Source organism: Mesorhizobium sp. ES1-4 (assembly GCF_020164745.1).
Lineage (GTDB): Bacteria > Pseudomonadota > Alphaproteobacteria > Rhizobiales > Rhizobiaceae > Mesorhizobium.
Genome location: NZ_JAIUGV010000005.1, coordinates 254608 through 270426, shown reverse-complemented (window position 1 = coordinate 270426; position 15819 = coordinate 254608). Strand labels below are relative to the sequence as shown.

Here is a 15819-nt window from a genome sequence, read left to right as displayed (position 1 = left end):
CCTGCTGCTTGACGATGGCGATGCTGGTGTCGGCGGGCCGAACGTTCGACGAGTTGGTAAGCCAACCGCCGTGGCGGGCAGCGCCTGCATCCCGAGACACGCGATCGAGGACGGCGCACACCGGCATTAATCGAACGAAAGTTCGAATTGTTCCCATGTGAAAAGATTTAGACCAACTTCGAAACCAAACTGCAACAAAGCGCGGCTTGGACGGCATGATCCGGATACCGACCGAAGGCAAAGTTGACGCAGCGAAACAGACGGCGACGATCACGGGAACGAGAACGAACACGGCCCTGGCTCTTCAGGATCGGCATCGCGGCGGCGGACTTCGGCGGCGGCGGCACCTTCGCGGGCAGCCCCCGTGGCGAAGCTTGCGGCGGTGAGTTCGAGTGAAGATCAGTCGCCCTGTTTTTGCGCCACGGTCTGGATCGTTTCCAGCCTGCGCATCGCCCCGTCGAAGGCCCTCTGGCGGGTTGGCCTTCGGCTGACGGCATTGCGCGGCCCCTCCGGCAACTTGCTGCCGAGAGGACCGAAGGCCCGCGCCGCGACGGGGGGCTCCGTGGGCGGCGCGGGCACTTCGGGAGTGTCCTGATGCAACCCACGATACATCTACTTTTTTGGGGAATTCCGACGATGAAAACGAAATTCGCGGCCTCCGTGCTTTCCGCACTGGTCTATGCGCAGGGCCTGCTCGGCTTTGCCGCACTCGCCACCGTGCTGCTCAAGCAGCACGCTCACGCAAGTGAATTCGTCACCGGCGAAATGGGCTCAGGCCCGTCATTGCTGGTGGTGCGCTGAACCTCGCGGGCAACGGCGCGGAAATGGAACGTCCGATGCTCATCCGGGGAGCCAGCCGGACAACACGGCCGTCAGTCGGCGAACTGCCGTGGCGGGTCGAACCTGTAACCGGCGCCGCGTATGGTGGTGATGGTCTCGGTGTCGAGCTTGCGGCGCAGCCGAACGATGCGCGAATCGATCGAGCGATCGAAGGCGTCGGCGTTCTCGGCCGGTGCTGCGGCGATGATGTCGTCACGCGTCAGCACCTTGCGCGGGCTCGCCAGGAACAACCTGAGCAGCGCCACCTGGCCGGGCGAGAGTTGCTCCTGCGTACCGGAGCGATGCATGACGATCGCCGACCTCAGATCGACGGTCGCGTTCTCCAGCACGATCAGTTCCTGGCTGCCCCTGCCGCGCCGCGAAAGCAGGCCGCCCACACGCGCGGCGAGTTCCCTGACATTGAGCGGACTTTCGACGACGTCGGCGGCGCCAAGCTCCAGCGCCAGCACCTTGTCGAGGAGATCGGCGGGCCGGCATATCAGGATGAAATCCGGTCCATGCTCGCCGCCCCCGGCTTTGCCGCCGCCGCCCTGGACAGCCCCACCTTCGCCACCATGGCGCCTGAGCAGATCCCGCCCTTCCGCCTGGCTGAGGCTGTCTCCGACAACGACAACGTCGATGCCCCCGCCAGCCAGCAGCGATTCCGCCTCCCAGGGCTGCCGCGCCTGGCGCACGTCATGACCGCGCCGCTCGAGATGGTCGGCAAGCTCGGCAGCCACGACGTCGGCGACGGAAACAAGTGCGATGACGGCTCGTGCGGCCATGTTTCCAACGTTCCCTGGCAACCGATATGAGTGCTGGACATGATGTTTATACCCAATCTACTTTCCACTGAAAGTGGGAGCGAGGGCATCGTGCGGGCAAGAATTGTCATCGTCGAGGACGAGCCCGACCTGAGGGAGGCGGTCGCCGAATATCTCGGCGCCGCCGGCTATGATGTTGCGACCGCGGAAAACGCAGCCGCCGCGCGCGGCCTGATCGAGACGCAGTCGTTCCATCTGGCAATCCTCGACATCGCCATGCCGGGCGAGGATGGCCTGTCGCTCGGCCGTTGGCTGCGCTCGAAAATGCCGATCGGCATCATCTATGCGACCGCCGCCGGCACCGCTCTCGACCGCATCGTCGGGCTGGAACTCGGCGCCGACGACTATATCGTCAAGCCGTATGAATTGCGCGAAGTGCTGGCCAGGGTGCGCAGCGTGCTGCGCCGTGTCCCGCAGCCGACGGGGCCGCAGGACAAGAAAGCCAGGACGGAGCGGCGCACTGTCGCCTTCGGTCCCTTCCACGCCGATCTCGACGGCAGGCTGGTCACCGGCGCCAACGGCACGGTGATCGACATGGCCAAGAGCGAATTCGACGTGCTGGAGATTTTCCTGACCCGCGCCAACCGGCTGCTGACCAGGGCCGCGATCTCCGAAGCGATCGGCTTTACCGAGGATCCGGAATCATCGCGTGCCGTCGACATCCGCATCATGCGCCTGCGCAAGAAGATCGAGGCTGACCCGGCCAACCCGAAATTCCTGCGCACCGTGCGCGGCGAAGGCTATATCTTCTCGCTGCCGGCCGGCGACGGCAACTGAGCGTCAACCAACGGGTTTCCGCTCCGCCGTTACTAGCCGGTCGAATTGGCGTGGCTCTGGAACGGCGACTGACAATGACGGGCGAGACGGCAAGCACGGACATGCAGGGTTTACGGCAAGGCGCGGCGATGGCCGCCGTGCGTGTCGTGCGCCGGCTGCGCGAGGCCGGCGACTGGCAGCGCGAGATGGACGCCATCCTGGCAACGCTGTGCCACGCCATGGAGTGCCAGCGCGGCATCCTGTTCCGCCTGCGCGAATTGCCTGGCCAGGGGTTCGCCCAGTCGGTCGCCGCTTACTGGATCGACCCCGCTTTCGGCGGCGAACTGGCCTCTCCGACCGTCATCGTGCAGTCGATCGTGAACTCTGATCCGCTGCTGGAGCGGCTGGCCGAGGACGAGCGGCAGGGCAAGATCTTTGCCGGCCATACACGCGATCTCGAAGGGTTCCTGAGAGGCGATTTCGAGAAGCAGAACATCAAGTCGTTCCTGTCGGTATCCGTCTTCGCGCATGGCCATCTATGGGGCACGCTGGCGGTCAATGATTGCATCGAGGAGCGCGAGTGGACCGACGAGGAAGAAGCCACGCTGCACATTATAGCGCTCGCAATTGGCGACGCCATCGAACGCTCCCCCTCCGACGCCCATGCCAGCGAGGTCATACGCCGCACCATGCTGCAGGCCTCGCTCGACGCTATCGTCGTCATCGACGAGACCGGCTCGATCATCGAATTCAATCCCGCGGCGGAAAAGATGTTCGGCTTCCTGCGCGGCGACATCCTGGGCAAGGATCTGCTCGACACGATCGTGCCGGTCTATTACCGCAAGGGCTATTCCTCGGGCGCCGAGTACATGTCCGGCCGCGGCGCGCCGATGGTCGGCCAGCGGCTGGAAACGGTGACCCAGAACGCTGCCGGGGAAGTGTTCCCGATCGAGCTGACGGCGACCGAAATGCGGGTCGCCGACCGTCACTTGATCTTCGGCTCCATCCGCGACCTCCGCGACAAGTTGCGCGCCGAGGAAGAGATCAACCGGCAGCGCGAAAAACTGCATCAGAACGAGAAGATGGCCGCGATGGGCTCGCTGCTGGCGGGTGTCTCGCACGAGCTCAACAACCCGCTGGCCGTGGTCGTCGCCCAGTCGACGCTGCTGCATGAATTCGCCACCGATCCGCAGACCAAGGTCCGTGCCGAAAAGGTCCGTGCCGCCGCCGAGCGTTGCGGGCGCATCGTCAAGAGCTTCCTGTCGATGGTCCGCCTCCATCCGGCGGCGCAAGCCGAGACCGATCTCAACCAGGTGATCCGCGCCGCTCTCGAAGTGACCGCCTACGGCGCACGCTCGAGCGGCATCATCATCGATACCGATTTCGCGCCGGGTCCCCTTCTGGCCATGGCCGACGCCGACCACGTGACGCAGGTGGCGGCCAATTTCCTCATCAACAGCCAGCATGCCCTGGCTGGCGTTGCAGGCGACCGGGTGATCAAGGTACGGAGCTTCCGCGGCGACCGGGGCAATCCCGGCTTCTCGGTCGAGGACAACGGGCCTGGCATTCCCGAAGCCATCCGTTCGCGCATTTTCGAATCCTATTTCACCACCAAGCCGGTCGGTGTCGGCACCGGTATCGGCCTGTCGATTTCGAAATCCATCGTCGAGCGGCACAACGGCAATGTCTGGTTCGAGGAAGTGCAGCCCAGAGGCGCGCGTTTTGTCGTCCAGTTGCCCGCTATCTCGGCAGGCACCGCCGCCGCCGGCGAAAGCCAGCCGCGATCGAGCGGCCTGCGCCATGCCCTGATCATCGATGACGAACCTGACGTCGCCGGTTCCTTGTCCGACATTCTCGAATTGATGGGCATCAAGTCTCGAATCGCACCGGTTTGGGAATCGGGCGCCGCCACCCTGAGCGGCCATATGCCGCCGGACATCGTCTTTTCGGATCTGCGCATGCCCGGCGTATCCGGCATTTCGATCTACCGTGAACTGCTCGCCGAGCGGCCTGACCTGGCGCGGCGCTTCGTGCTGGTCACCGGCGACCTCATCGGCGCGAAGGCGGAAATCGAAGCCTTGCCGGCACAGCAGCGGCCACAGATCCTTGAAAAACCGTTCAGCACGCTGGATGTCCGCAGCGTGCTTGCGATCATTGCCGAACAGGCCGCGTTGAAAGCATAAAAAAGGCCCCCGGCCGGCGACGCGGCGGGAGCCAAAGGAGCGCTGGAGGAAGCGCTCGGGGAGGTCAGGGCATGATCTCAAACGGAAACCGGTTTCGGGATTATGCCCAGGCAGAACCCGGAGACAGAAATCAGAAGATGTTCGGCGTGCTGGTCAGCGGCACGGCGTTGGCGATCATGCGGATCGCCCGGGCCCTGCGCATTCCGGACTGCTCGGCAATGGCGCGCAGGCAATCCACGCTCTCGGTGCCCCACGCCTGCCCCTTGCAGGCGAAATCGATCGCGGGCATCGGCAGGCGCGCGGTCGTGGTCGTGGTCGGCGCACCTTCGACGATGTTGGCGGGCGGCTTCAACGAAGCGAAGGCTGGACCGACCGACGGCGTGAGCGCCATGCCGGCGAAGGCGCAAGCAGCCAACGCCATGAACATTGCCATCGGGTGGTCGCTGGCCCGCTGGCAGAGGGCCAGCTTCGGGCGACGGTCAGCACGTTCTGGAGCCTGAAAGCGGTTGCCGCTGGTAATCTGGACTTTCGCATGCATCATCATCCCCTTCGTTGATTTTCTTTTCGCGATAAAACGAATTTAACCGCGCCTTGTAACGACAGGAAGGTGACGGGAGCCGGGTAATGTAACAGGATCGAAACGCCAATACGGGCAGAAACGGTCAAAATCGGGCATCACCATCGAGGTGGCAGGTTGCCCCGGCGTGCACCCCGACCGTCGACGCGAACGGCGGGGCTTTTTCACGGTGGCTGGAGATAGTGTCCGATGGACGCAATTTGCGCGAGAGCCGGCGACCGGGAGGTTATGGAGCTCCGGCCAACACCCGGATTTTTCGAGGTTTTCGGAGCTCGCCGCGGAGCATAATTCCGTCAGAACCGCGGCCGGCATTTTCGCCACGGAACCTGCGTATTTCCACAAGCCATTGCATTCCAATGTGAAATATGATTATATTGAATGCACATTCAATATAAAGAAGAGATGCTTTATGAACCCGCACCTCCGTGACGTGGCAATCCCGAACGATTGGGACCGGCGGGGACTACCGGGCTGGAGTTACCATTCCGCCGCCCTTCTCGAACTGGAGAAGGAGCATGTCTTCCGCAATCATTGGCAGATTGCCGGGCATATCTGCGACATACCGAATGCCGGCGATTACCTCACCATGGATGTCATTGGCGAGCGCGCTCTGATCGTGCGCGGCAAGGACGGCGTCGTGCGCGGCTTCAACAACATGTGCCGCCACCGCGGCAGCCGCGTCGTGGCTGACAGCCAGGGCAATTGCAAGAACGCGCTGGTCTGCCCATTCCATGGCTGGGTCTACAATCTCGACGGTACGCTGCGCGGCGCCGCACGCCCGCGGTCCTTCCCGGACCTCGACAAGACCGAGTTCGGCCTGATGCCGCTCGATCTCGAAGTCTGGATGGGCTTCATCTTCATCCGCTTCCGCGATGGCGGGCCACAGCCTTCCGTGGCCGAACTGTTGAAGCCGATCGAACCCGAATTCGCGCATTACAGGGCCGCCGACATGGTGCCCTCCTGGGGTATCTGGACCCAGAGGTCGCCGGTCAACTGGAAGTCGGTGCGCGACGTCGACAATGAAGGCTATCATGTCGCCATGGCGCATCCGGCCTTGCAGGATCTCTATGGCGCCACCTATTTCGACGAGCCTTTCGTCAACGGCGTGTCACGCTCCTTCGCCACCTACAACCCGCATGCCGGCCGCCGCTGGAGCGTCAGGAACTACGTCAAGATCGCGCCGGAGCCGACGCATCTGCCAGAGCATCTCAGGAAGGCCTGGGTCTATTACGGCATCTTCCCCAACGCGGTCCTGTCGGTGATGCCGGAATCGGTGCAGTTCTATCAGGAGTTTCCGCTGTCGACAGGCGAGACACTGCTGCGTGGCGCGATCTACCGGCACCGCGACGAAAGCCGCGAGCAGGCCGCCGCCCGTTACCTCTCCTTCCGCATCGACCGCGACACCATGTCGGAAGATGTGCAGCTTTCGGTCTGGTCGAACGAATCCATGCTGTCCGAGGCCTTCGAGGGTTTTTACCTCTCCGACCTCGAATATGGCGTGCGCACCCACCATGACCATCTGCGCAAGCAGCTTCCGGTGCTCGGCCTGGAGACAGCGCCGGAAGAAAAGGACATGTGGAACCTGAACGACGCGCTGAGGTCGCGGTCGTAGCACCCCTCCTTCTCCCCGTAGAACGGGGAGAAGGAAAGAATGTCACCCCCTCCACACACCTTCTTTCCTGAGATCGTCCATAGTCCGCGAAATGCCTTCGCGCAGGATGCCGACCATCTCGTCGATCTGCACGCGGGTGATGATGAGCGGCGGCGACATCACGCACATGTTGATCAGCGGGCGCACCAGCAGGCCAAGCTCGTGGCAGTGCGCGTCGATGCGTTTTCCGACATTCTTGTCGAGTTGCAGCGGATCCTTGCTTTCGCGATCGGCGACGCATTCGACGCAGCCCATCAGCCCAACGCCACGCACCTCGCCGACCAGCGGCAGCTCTTCCAGCGTCTTCAATCGCGCCTGGAAATAGGGCTCGACCGCCCGCGCGTGCGCAAGCACGCCTTCTTCCAGCAGATCGAGGTTTTTCAACGCCACGGCACAGCCGACGGGATGGCTGGTATAGGTCAGGCCGTGGCCGAACATGGCGTCGGGATGGTTCGAGCGGCGCAGCTCCTCCAGCAGCCGTTCCGAGATGATGACGCCGCCGAGCGGGAAATAGCCTGATGTGACGCCCTTGGCGAAAGTGATCATGTCAGGGTCGATGCCGAACACGTCGCCGGAGGCAAAGACATGGCCAAGCCGGCCGAAACCCGTCACGACCTCGTCTGAGACATAGAGGATGTCGTTGTCGCGGCAGATCTCGCGAATGCGCTTGAGATACCCGTCCGGCGGAATGACGACGCCGCCCGACGCCTGTATGGGTTCGCCAACGAACGCGCCGATCCTGTCGGCGCCGACGCGCGCGACCGTGTCGCGGAACTGGTCGACAAGGAAATCCGTGAAGGCGGCAAGGCTCATGCCTTGCGGGCGCCGGAATGGATCGGGCGACGACAGCTTGACCACCAGTTCGTCGGCGCCGTCCATCCAGTCACGATCGCGCGGACGGCCATTGAGCGAGGCCGACAGATAGGTCGAGCCATGGTAGGCACCACCACGGCTCAGGATCAGTTTCTTTTCCGGCCGGCCGCGCACATTGTTGTAGAACTGCATGAAGCGCAGCGCCGTCTCGACCGCTGACGAGCCGCCCGTTGTGTAGAACACATGGCTGAGGTCGCCTGGGGCATGGCCGGCGATGCGTCTGGCAAGCTCCGCCGATGGCGCGTTCATCGTGTACCAGGGCGTGTTGTAGGACAGCGCCATCGCCTGATCGTACATCACACTGGCGAGTTCCTCCCGACGATGGCCGACATTGACGCACCACATGCCGGCCGGGCCGTCGATGAGCCGCTTGCCGGTGCTGTCGGTAATGTAGATGCCGTCACCCTCGCCGATCAGCGCGCGTGCCTCGGCGCCGACGGAGCCGGCATAGGGCCAAGGCTGGATAAGATGATGCTTGGCCAGTTCAACGGCATCATCATCTCCAGCGCTCGCCATTTCGCTCGCCTTCAGGTCTCTCACGGCCGCCATCCTCGCCTCCACGCAATCCCATCGAATTTTCCGGCATCAATGTGGTTCGCTACAGCGGAAATCGTCGCCCTGCTCACACGATTTTGAATGTCCGTTCAATCAATATTGCAGAATTAGCGCTTGATTTCAATCCGACGATGCGCGCATGATGAAAGAAAGCCGGCAAGGGGAACAACAGTCGGCGCCAGCCCAATGGGATGCCGTATGGCGGGACAGACCAGGCCAGCAACCGAGATCACACCCGGAGCGCTCCAATGACGGTGGCCGCCGAAGGGGCGCCCCCGTTGCGCATGACGCGGGCCAGACGAAATGCCCTTCTGCAATCCGAGCCCGTACAGGGCCTTGGCCTGATCAGCCCGACCTTCCTGTATGCCCTCGTCCTGCTTGTCCTGCCGATCCTGGTGGTCATCGCCCACTCCTTCTGGACGCAGCATTACCTGACCATCGACCGCACCTTCACGCTGGAAAACTACCGCATCGCGCTCACCGAGCCGATCTACCGCGATCTGTTATGGCGCTCGCTCTACATCTCGCTGACGGTCAGCCTGTTCACCGTCCTCCTCGCCTACCCGATCGCCTACTTCATTTCCTTCCACGGCGGCCGTCACAAGAGCCTGTGGCTATTCCTCATCACCATCCCGTTCTGGACAAGCTATCTCTTGCGCGTGATGTCGTGGAAGGTCATCCTGGGTTATAATGGCGTCTTGAATTCCGCCCTCATGGGCCTCGGCGTCATCGACGAACCGTCGACCGCCCTGCTCTACAATTCGAGCGCCGTCATCATCACGCTGACCCATGCCTGGGCGGCCTTCGCCATCCTGCCGATCTTCGTGTCCCTGGAGAAGGTCGACCGCACACTGGTCGAAGCGGCCACCGACCTTGGCGATGGTCCCTTGCGCTCCTTCCTGCGCGTGACCTTGCCCTTGTCGGCGCCGGGCGTCATCTCTGCCGTACTGATCGTCATGATCCCGACGGTCGGCGACTATGTCACGCCAAAGCTCGTCGGCGGCAAGGATGGCGTCATGATCGCCAACGCCATTCAGGCGCAGTTCGGCAAGGCCGCCAACTGGCCGCTCGGCGCCGCGCTGTCCGTCACCACGATGCTGATCGTCTCCCTGATGGCCGGCGCCACGGTGCTGATCATACGCACCTTGCAAAGGATGGCGCGATGAGGGCGCGGCGGCTCGTGCCGGGCGGCTGGCTGTCCGTCTACGCGTTTCTCTACGTCGTCTTCCTCTATTTGCCTGTCATCTTCCTGCCGATCTTCTCGGTCAACACGGCAGCGACGCCGAAATTCCCGCTGACCGGCTTCACCTTGCAATGGTACGAGGACCTGCCGCGCACACCGGCGCTGCTCGACGCCGCATGGAACAGCCTGATCGTCGGCGTGTCGGCTTCCTTGCTCGCCACCGTGCTCGGCATTCTCGCCGCTCGTTCCATCACCCGCTACCGTTATCCCGGCCGCCGCGCCATCAACGGGCTGATCATGGCGCCGCTGGTGCTGCCCGAGGTCATCGTCGCCATCTCCATGCTGCTGGTGATGTTGCAGCTTGGCTTGAGCCTGTCGCTGTTCACCGTCGTGCTCGGCCACGTCCTGATCTGCATTCCCTATTCGATGACGGTGCTGACTTCCGGGTTCGAAGGCTTCGACCGCAGCCTCGAAGAAGCCTCCGCCGATCTCGGCGAAAGCGCGTTCGGCACCTTTCGGCGCGTGACGCTGCCCATGGTGGCGCCGGCGATCATCTCCAGCCTGCTGGTCTGCTTCACCATCTCCCTGGACGAATTCATCATCGCCTTCTTCCTCACCGGCACCGATGCGACGCTGCCGATCTACATCTGGGGTCAGTTGCGTTTCGCCTCGAAACTACCCGGCGTGCTGGCGCTGGGCACGCTGCTTTTGATCGCATCCTTCCTGCTGATGACAATTGCCGAAATCCTGCGTCGCCGCGCGGCCAGACGCACCCAGAACGAGGGAGGCCTCTATGCCTGAGCAGCCCGGGATCGAGCGCTCTGACACGGACAGGATGCAATCCGAAAAACCGATGATCGAGATCCGCGACGTCACCCGCAGCTATGGCGCATTCAAGGCGCTTGACGACGCTTCCCTGACCATCAAGGAAGGCGAGTTCTTCTCGCTGCTCGGCCCGTCCGGCTGCGGCAAGACCACGCTTTTGCGCATGATCGCCGGCTTCGACAACCCGACCAGCGGTTCGATCGCGGTCGGCGGCCAGCCCATGGAAGGCATTCCGGCCAATCGCCGGCCGACCAACATGGTGTTCCAGAGCTATGCGATCTTCCCGCATCTCAATGTCGAGCAGAACGTCGCCTACGGACTGAAGCGGCTGAAGCTGCAGGGCGGTGAGGAGAAGCGCCGGGTCGAGGAGGCACTGGCGCAGGTCTCGCTCACCGGCCTCGGCAAGCGGCTTGCCACGGAGCTTTCCGGCGGCCAGCGCCAGCGCGTCGCGCTTGCCCGTGCGCTGGTGATGCGGCCAAAGGTGCTGCTGCTCGACGAACCGCTGTCGGCGCTCGACAAGAAGCTGCGCGAGCAGATGCAGGTGGAACTGCGCCGCCTGCAACAGGCCGTCGGCATCACCTTCGTGCTGGTCACCCACGATCAGTATGAGGCGCTCGCCATGTCCGACCGCATCGCCGTGATGTTCGGCGGCAGGATCGCCCAGGTCGCCTCCCCAAAGGAAATCTACCAGCGCCCGGTCAACCGCCAGGTCGCCGACTTTCTTGGCGGCATGAATTTCGTCCAGGCCGAGATCGTCGAGGAGAACGGCGCCTCGCTGATCGTCGACACGCTCGGATTCGGCCGCATCAAGACCGACAAGCCGAAGGCTTTCGTTCGCAATGGCGGCGGCGCCATGCTAGGCATCAGGCCCGAGCGGCTGCGCGTGCTGTGGGACGATGCGACGGCCAAATTCGAGGTCGCTGGCAAGGTGGTGGAGCGCCACTATTTCGGCGAGATCACCCATCTGATCGTCGAGATCCCCGGTCTGGAAAAGCCGCTGTCGGTGACCGAGACCAATGATTTCGGCGCCGATGACATCCCGGTCGGCACCCCGATCCGTCTCGCCTACGATCCGGAAGCCCTGGTCGCTATGGCGGATTAGTCCAGCCGGTCGGCGGGATGGCGCTGGTTTCGTCGGCCGAGACCCGGGCCTGAGGGTTCCGTTGGCGGTAGTGGCCTGCAAGTCCGGCAAGGCCAGTGACCAGCGCTATGGCCGGGCTTTCGGGCCTTTCCAAGCGTGACGCGAGATCGTTCGACGGCAGGTCACGACGCTGGCGCTGTAAAATAATGGGCATCCATGTCGGCGAGCAGGTTCTCCTGTTCGGGAACCCAGCCAAGCGTCTGGCGGGTCCACTCGCTGGATGCGGGGTTATCGAGGCCTACGAAATTGCTCAGAATTCCAAAATGCCTTGCTGCTTTGGCGGCGGGAATGCCGACGGCAGGCACCTGGAGCCTTGTCGCGATCAAAGAGGCAATATCGCGAAACGGGATGCCGACCTCGCCAACCCCATGATATTTTGCGCCGCTAGCTCCCTTTTCCAAGGCCAGGCGGAACAGTTTGGCTGCGTCGAGTCGATGCACCGCAGCCCATCGGTTGGCGCCATTATCAATATAGGGAGAGACGCCCTTCTTACGGGCGGCCGCGACGATCTGCGCGGCAAATCCACGGTCGCCGAAGCCGTGCACAGTCGGCGCCAGCCGGATGATGGAGGAACGGACGCCGCGCGCAATCAGGCCTAGGGCGGCCGCTTCGGAGAAAGAACGATTCGGGCTGCTCGACACATGGTCGTCGCTTTCCGTCGAAATCTGCCCTTGCGGCAGGAAGGCGACTCCCGACGTCACCACGAGAGTGCGCCCTGAACCCTCCAAGCCTGAGCCCAGAGCCCGGATCGCCCCAGACTCGGTTTCAGCAAGAATCCGAAGGAAACTCGCGACGATACCTCCGTTGAGCGCGCCCCCGAACAGGCGGAGGCGGGTCGTCAAGCTCATATGGGACAGGTCGTGAATGAAAGCCGTGTGGATCACCGCATCGGATTGCGAGGCCGCGTCGCGAAGTAGATCGTGGTCATCGAGTCTTCCTACTAGCGCCTGCGCTCCCAGCTTTTGCAGCCTCTGTGCTCCGGCCGCCGTGGTGGTCAGTCCCGTGACCTGGTGTCCCGCGGAAATCAGTTCTTTGACGACGGCCGAGCCGATCCATCCCGTGGCGCCAGTAACAAAAACACGCATGAACAATGTCTCCAGTTTCGCTGGAGACACATGTCGTCACTCGGGTTATGATAGTAAATTAGGGAGATTATGGTAGTAAGATGACTAACTGGATAGGACATCCGACAGCGGGGAACCTTCTTGGAGCGTATCTTCGGGATCGCCGCAGCAGGCTCGATCCGGGCGCTCTCGGCTTTTCCGCGAAGCGCCGCCGCACGAGCGGCCTGCGCCGCGAGGAGGTGGCGCAACGGGCCAATATCAGTCCTACCTGGTACACATGCCTTGAACAGGGGCGAGGCGGCGCCCCCTCGGCCGACGTGCTCAACCGGATCGCACGGGCGCTCATGCTGACAAACATCGAGCGGGAGCACCTCTTTCTGCTTGGCCTCGGCCGCCCGCCCGAGATGCGCTATCAGAAGGACCAAGGCGTTACGCCACGACTGCGGCGTGTCCTTGAAGCGTTGGACCCAACCCCCGCACTCATTCGAACGGCGATCTGGGATGTGGCTGCCTGGAATCGCGCTGCCACCGTTATGCTGGGCGACTACGGCTCATTGCCGCCGGATCAGCGCAACATGCTGCGCATCATCTTCCTCGATCCGCGCATTCGCGCTGCACAAGATGACTGGGACAGCATGGCGCGCCATTTGGTCGGGATGTTCCGTGTCGACGCCGCGCGTGCAGGGGCCGGAGCGGAGGCGGAACCCCTTATTGACGAACTCTGCCGGCTTAGTCCCGATTTCAGGGCGATGTGGCACGACAACGACGTTCGCGGCGCATATGGCGAAGTCAAGCACATACGCCACCCGACGCTCGGTCCGCTTGCCTTCGAGTATTCCGCTTTCGCCGTCGATGGCAGGCCGGACCTCAGCATGGTCGTCTACAATCCTGCGACTCAGGTGGATATGCGGAAAATCGCTTCGTTGATCGACATGACGCCAATATCCGCGGAGATCACGCTCGGCTAAGAAGCTGTAGCCCGTCAATGATCTTCCTGGCAGCGATGCGCCCCGCCACGATCGCGCCTTCGACGTAGCCTGGAAATGACGGCGACAGTTCCGAAGCGGCGAAATGAACTGGCGCCGCACCCGCAAGAATTGTTCGCTCGGCGTCCCTCGCAGTCACGTCGACGATGAGGTCACTGTAGGCGCCGCCGCTCCAACGGTCATGTATCCAGTCACGCCAACTGAAGTCGGCAATATCTGCCGCGTCAGGACCGAGCGCGTCCGCAAGCCTGGCCGTCACTTCCGCACGCAGTTCCGCCTCGCCCAGCGTCCTCCAACTCAGCGCGAGCGGCCCGCCAACGAAGACGACGAGCGCTGCATGCTCCGCGTCCTTGCTGGCGTCACAGGCAAACAGCCCAGGCAGGTCGCGCCACATCACCATGCCGCTCAGGTCCCGCTCGCGCCAGAACGGCTTGGCATAACGCACCAGGATCTTGATCGCCGCCCCGCTTTCCCAAGCGCCGAGCGCCGTTTCCAGGGCTGCTGGCAAGGCGGGTGTGAAATCGAGTTTCGCGGCTGTTGCCGGCGGCACGGCCACCAGGACTTCGCGCGCTTCAATCACGCCATTGGCTGAGACGACACGAACGCCCGGCTGTCCGTGTTCGATGCGGGTGACCGGTTCACAGAGCCTCACCCGGCCCCCGAGATCGTGCGCTAGGTCATCGGCCAACGACTGCATGGTCTCAAGCAGGAAATATTGCAGCTCCGGCACCTCGTTGGTGATGCGGCGATCATTGTCGATCAGGTACCAGAGGGGCACTTTCTCCAGCGCCAGGCACCACAGGCCCTCGATCATCGACCGGAAGGCCGCCTTGGCCTCGCCCGCGTCATCCCGACTCTCCAGCCAGTTGGCAACGGTCAATCCCGTAATGGCAGGATCGTTGGGCTCGATCCTGTTCATGCGTTCGCGGATCGTCATGGCGCCGTGATAGGTCCGCTTGGCATCGCCGGGCGACATCGACGGATGAGTAATGAACTCGCCTTCGACATAGGTGTCGACGAATGTCTTGCCGCGCCCCTTCGCGAGCGCCATCACTTGCGGCATGTCCTCACAGAGGAACTGGCCGCCGCCGTCGATACGCTCGCCAAGTCCGTTGCGGATCGCCTCGACGCGGCCGCCGACGCGGTCACGTGCTTCAAGCAGCAGGAAACCAGTGCCGGCCGCCTTCAACTCGAGCGCGGCCGACAGGCCGGTGAAACCGGCGCCGACGATAACGACGTCGGTTCTTTCGGTCTTTTCGTTCAATAGCCGGCCTTGATCTTCTCGAACTCGGCGATCATCTTGAGCTTGAGATCGGGCGGCAACGGCTGCTGGAACAGCGTCTTGTCGACGAATTTCTGCACGTCGTCATAGCCCTTTTCCTTCAGGATCGCCTGATCGACGCCGGCCATGCCCTTGGCGTTGGCCTGGCCGTAGCCCCAGTCCTTGACCAGCACCTTGGCGATCTCCGGATCGTTGACTGCATTGAGATAATCATAAGCCTTGTCGATATTGCCGGGTGCGTCCTTGAACAGCACATAGCCGCAGACCCAGGTCGAGATGCCTTCCGCCGTGTCCTTCTTCGACTTGATCGGCACGCCGGCCGCGACCGACTGCACGGTCGCATCGTTCCAGGCCCAGGCGAGGTCGACTTCGCCGCCGCTCAGAAGCTGGACGACATCGGTGGTGTCCGTCCAGTACGAACGCACGTTCTTGTGCACCTGGCGCAGGAAGTCGGACGCTTGTTTGAACTGGTCGTCAGTCATCTTGGTCCAGTCCTTCAGGCCGATGGCGAGGCTCGCCAACGCATAGGCATCGTCGACATTGTCGCCGATCGAGACCCGGCCCTTGAACTTCGGATCGGCGAACGCTTTCAGCGACTGCACGTCCTTTTCGTCGATCTTGGAGGAATTGTAGGTAAGCTGCGTGTTGCCCCAGTCCCAGGGCATGAACCAGGCCTTGCCGTCATCGGTCGTGGCGAGATTTTTCATCGCCATGATGCCGGGATTGAGGTCCTTCCAGCCCGTGATCCTCGATGTGTCGAGCGGCTGCAGCAGGCCAGCCTCCCGCCACTTCGTCACGCTCTGCGAGCAGGGATGGCCGAGATCGGCCTTGAAGCCGGAACGGACCTTCTCGAACGCCTCGTCCTCATCGCCGAAGAAGGCGAAGGTCGGTGAATCGCCGTTCTTCTCGACATATTTCGGGTGGAATCCGGGATCCTCGTAGCCGGACCAGTCGAACACGATCAGGTCCTTGTCGGCGGCGATCGCCACGGCGGCTGCGGAAGCCGCCAGGGTCCCGGCCAGTGCGAGCGTCAGTGTCAGGCGTCTCGTCAATGTCTTCATTGCTGTTCCATCCTCTGCGGTTCTTATGGTGTCGTCTTC

Annotated in this window: 14 protein-coding genes; 8 read left to right on the top strand and 6 right to left on the bottom strand. The window is 62.9% G+C overall.

Annotated features, from left to right (window positions below):
• Positions 1-636: 636 nt before the first annotated feature.
• A complete protein-coding gene (locus LB556_RS11920; protein WP_224567177.1) occupies positions 637-801 on the top strand; it encodes a hypothetical protein in 165 nt (54 codons plus the stop codon).
• A 71-nt stretch (positions 802-872) separates the two neighbouring features.
• Here the strand turns inward: LB556_RS11920 and LB556_RS11915 are convergent, their stop codons facing one another.
• On the bottom strand, positions 873-1604 hold the full coding sequence (locus LB556_RS11915) for a response regulator transcription factor (RefSeq protein ID WP_224567174.1): 732 nt from the start codon (positions 1602-1604) through the stop codon (positions 873-875).
• A gap of 42 nt (positions 1605-1646) precedes the next feature.
• Here LB556_RS11915 and LB556_RS11910 point away from each other — a divergent pair, with 42 nt between their 5' ends.
• A complete protein-coding gene (locus LB556_RS11910) occupies positions 1647-2420 on the top strand; it encodes a response regulator (RefSeq protein ID WP_224567519.1) in 774 nt (257 codons plus the stop codon).
• Between the two features lie 74 nt (positions 2421-2494).
• Positions 2495-4582, top strand: a complete 2088-nt coding sequence (locus tag LB556_RS11905) for an ATP-binding protein (RefSeq protein ID WP_224567173.1) — start codon at positions 2495-2497, stop codon at positions 4580-4582.
• A gap of 130 nt (positions 4583-4712) precedes the next feature.
• Here the strand turns inward: LB556_RS11905 and LB556_RS11900 are convergent, their stop codons facing one another.
• Complete coding sequence (locus tag LB556_RS11900) at positions 4713-5120, bottom strand: hypothetical protein (RefSeq protein WP_224567517.1); 408 nt, start codon at positions 5118-5120, stop codon at positions 4713-4715.
• A gap of 448 nt (positions 5121-5568) precedes the next feature.
• Here LB556_RS11900 and LB556_RS11895 point away from each other — a divergent pair, with 448 nt between their 5' ends.
• Complete coding sequence (locus tag LB556_RS11895) at positions 5569-6771, top strand: aromatic ring-hydroxylating oxygenase subunit alpha (RefSeq protein ID WP_224567170.1); 1203 nt, start codon at positions 5569-5571, stop codon at positions 6769-6771.
• 42 nt (positions 6772-6813) lie between these two features.
• Here LB556_RS11895 and LB556_RS11890 read toward each other — a convergent pair whose 3' ends face one another.
• Complete coding sequence (locus LB556_RS11890; protein ID WP_224567167.1) at positions 6814-8232, bottom strand: aminotransferase; 1419 nt, start codon at positions 8230-8232, stop codon at positions 6814-6816.
• Positions 8233-8486: 254 nt separating this feature from the next.
• On the opposite strand from LB556_RS11890, the gene LB556_RS11885 reads away from it, so the two are divergent.
• Genes LB556_RS11885 through LB556_RS11875 form a run of 3 tightly spaced genes read left to right on the top strand, consistent with a single transcriptional unit; the run spans position 8487 to position 11348 of the window.
• Complete coding sequence (locus tag LB556_RS11885; protein WP_224567165.1) at positions 8487-9404, top strand: ABC transporter permease; 918 nt, start codon at positions 8487-8489, stop codon at positions 9402-9404.
• Positions 9401-10222, top strand: a complete 822-nt coding sequence (locus LB556_RS11880) for an ABC transporter permease (RefSeq protein WP_224567162.1) — start codon at positions 9401-9403, stop codon at positions 10220-10222. Before LB556_RS11885 ends, LB556_RS11880 begins: the two co-directional genes overlap by 4 nt.
• Positions 10223-10274: 52 nt before the next feature.
• Positions 10275-11348 (top strand): ABC transporter ATP-binding protein, encoded by a 1074-nt coding sequence (locus LB556_RS11875; protein ID WP_224567515.1) that lies wholly within the window; start codon positions 10275-10277, stop codon positions 11346-11348.
• Between the two features lie 161 nt (positions 11349-11509).
• Here LB556_RS11875 and LB556_RS11870 read toward each other — a convergent pair whose 3' ends face one another.
• A complete protein-coding gene (locus LB556_RS11870) occupies positions 11510-12472 on the bottom strand; it encodes an SDR family oxidoreductase (protein WP_224567160.1) in 963 nt (320 codons plus the stop codon).
• An 80-nt stretch (positions 12473-12552) separates the two neighbouring features.
• Between LB556_RS11870 and LB556_RS11865 the strand changes: the two genes are divergently transcribed.
• Positions 12553-13419, top strand: coding sequence for a helix-turn-helix transcriptional regulator (locus tag LB556_RS11865; protein WP_224567158.1), 867 nt, complete (start codon positions 12553-12555; stop codon positions 13417-13419).
• Here the strand turns inward: LB556_RS11865 and LB556_RS11860 are convergent.
• Both LB556_RS11860 and LB556_RS11855 read right to left on the bottom strand, forming a co-directional pair.
• On the bottom strand, positions 13406-14701 hold the full coding sequence (locus LB556_RS11860; protein ID WP_224567155.1) for a flavin monoamine oxidase family protein: 1296 nt from the start codon (positions 14699-14701) through the stop codon (positions 13406-13408). The two genes, LB556_RS11865 and LB556_RS11860, sit on opposite strands and share 14 nt — an antisense overlap.
• On the bottom strand, positions 14698-15780 hold the full coding sequence (locus LB556_RS11855) for an ABC transporter substrate-binding protein (protein WP_224567152.1): 1083 nt from the start codon (positions 15778-15780) through the stop codon (positions 14698-14700). The genes LB556_RS11860 and LB556_RS11855 overlap by 4 nt, the downstream gene beginning before the upstream one ends.
• Positions 15781-15819 lie beyond the last annotated feature (39 nt).

Bases quoted from the DNA above. Each gene is read 5' to 3' on its own strand.
- LB556_RS11910 (WP_224567519.1), top strand. From the start codon at position 1,647: ATGTTTATACCCAATCTACTTTCCACTGAAAGTGGGAGCGAGGGCATC.
- LB556_RS11875 (WP_224567515.1), top strand. From the start codon at position 10,275: ATGATCGAGATCCGCGACGTCACCCGCAGCTATGGCGCATTCAAGGCG.
- LB556_RS11855 (WP_224567152.1), bottom strand. From the start codon at position 15,780: ATGAAGACATTGACGAGACGCCTGACACTGACGCTCGCACTGGCCGGG.
- LB556_RS11865 (WP_224567158.1), top strand. From the start codon at position 12,553: ATGACTAACTGGATAGGACATCCGACAGCGGGGAACCTTCTTGGAGCG.
- LB556_RS11880 (WP_224567162.1), top strand. From the start codon at position 9,401: ATGAGGGCGCGGCGGCTCGTGCCGGGCGGCTGGCTGTCCGTCTACGCG.
- LB556_RS11885 (WP_224567165.1), top strand. From the start codon at position 8,487: ATGACGGTGGCCGCCGAAGGGGCGCCCCCGTTGCGCATGACGCGGGCC.
- LB556_RS11870 (WP_224567160.1), bottom strand. From the start codon at position 12,472: ATGCGTGTTTTTGTTACTGGCGCCACGGGATGGATCGGCTCGGCCGTC.
- LB556_RS11900 (WP_224567517.1), bottom strand. From the start codon at position 5,120: ATGCATGCGAAAGTCCAGATTACCAGCGGCAACCGCTTTCAGGCTCCA.
- LB556_RS11895 (WP_224567170.1), top strand. From the start codon at position 5,569: ATGAACCCGCACCTCCGTGACGTGGCAATCCCGAACGATTGGGACCGG.
- LB556_RS11920 (WP_224567177.1), top strand. From the start codon at position 637: ATGAAAACGAAATTCGCGGCCTCCGTGCTTTCCGCACTGGTCTATGCG.
- LB556_RS11890 (WP_224567167.1), bottom strand. From the start codon at position 8,232: ATGGCGGCCGTGAGAGACCTGAAGGCGAGCGAAATGGCGAGCGCTGGA.
- LB556_RS11905 (WP_224567173.1), top strand. From the start codon at position 2,495: ATGACGGGCGAGACGGCAAGCACGGACATGCAGGGTTTACGGCAAGGC.
- LB556_RS11915 (WP_224567174.1), bottom strand. From the start codon at position 1,604: ATGGCCGCACGAGCCGTCATCGCACTTGTTTCCGTCGCCGACGTCGTG.